Genomic DNA, 1,207 nt, shown 5'->3' with positions numbered 1-1,207 from the left:
GTATGGAACGGTATAGTAGCGGCGGCGGGTGCCGCGCCAGCGGCGGGATTCAATGATGTATTTTTTTGGATCCAGCACATGGGCCAGCGGGACGGAAAAAACCTCGGCCACCTCCCCCGCTTCCGGACGCACGGTGAATTCCTCCCGGATCAGTGCCACAACGGGCGTCACCGAAAAACCGGTCACCGTCTCATGCTCCGGCAGGCAGCCGACAATCTGCGGCAGCTCCTGCGGCAGCCCGATTTCCTCCCAGGCTTCGCGCAGCGCAGCAGAACAGGTATCCGTGTCGCTGGGATCCACCTTGCCGCCGGGAAAAGCGATCTGGCCCGGATGATGCTTCAGCGCAGAAGAGCGTTTGGTCAAAATAAGCCGTGGTGCATTTCCGGTGACAGAGATAGGCACCAGTACCCCGGCCGGCCGCAGCTTGCGCCCTTCTGGCAGCACGGTACCGGGGTTGAGGTCGAAGTCGGAAGAGCCGCCGCCCTGGTGTTTCAGCGCGGCGGAAATCCTGTTGGCAAGGTTCTGCGCGGCCTCACTCACCGGGCGGGTTTTCCGCTTCAAAACCCACGCTTTCCGGGTCCAAATCGTAATGCGCGCTGCAAAACTGGCAATCCGCCGTGACCCGACCATCTTCGTTTGTCATAGTGCCAATGTCTTTGGCCGAATAGATCGACAGGCTTTGACGTACTCGGTCTTCGGAGCAGGTGCAGCCGAAACGAACGGCCTGGACATCGTAGACCCGCGGTTGTTCCTCGTGAAACAATCGGATCAACAGATCGGTCGGGGACACTGACGGTCCGATCAGCTCCAATGCCTCCACGGTATTCAACAACATTGTGGCCCGGTTCCAGTTTTCTTCCTGATCACCGGACACCAAATCGCTGGCCTGCAGAACTTCATCCGACCCTTCGCTTTGCGCAGCAAAGGGTGACGCTTTGGGCATGCTCTGCAGCATGATGCCGCCCGCGCGCCAATGCTCGTCAACTCCAGGCTCGGATGATTTTCCAAAGCTCATTTTGAACATGGTCGGCAGCTGTTCGGATTGCGCAAAATAGGCCTCGGCACAGGCGCGCAGCGACCCGCCAGACAACGGGGTGATGCCCTGGTACGGCTTGGTGCCTTTGCCTTGGTCGATCATGATTGCAAAGTACCCTTCTCCAACCTGATCAAAGGGGTCGCTATCCGTAATCCGGTCACGGTCGAAGCT

2 protein-coding genes are annotated in these 1,207 nt (G+C 59.2%); both read right to left on the bottom strand.

Annotation, left to right across the window (positions count from 1 at the left end; genetic code table 11):
• On the bottom strand, window positions 1-540 hold a 540-nt coding region (locus A2I95_RS39995; protein ID WP_291737886.1), incomplete at its 3' end, for a CoA pyrophosphatase.
• On the bottom strand, window positions 533-1,207 hold a 675-nt coding region (locus A2I95_RS39990; RefSeq protein ID WP_291737885.1), incomplete at its 5' end, for an Hsp33 family molecular chaperone HslO. The genes A2I95_RS39995 and A2I95_RS39990, both read right to left, overlap by 8 nt.

The organism is Leisingera sp. F5 (genome assembly GCF_001593695.1).
This window is presented reverse-complemented; position numbering and strand designations above follow the sequence as displayed.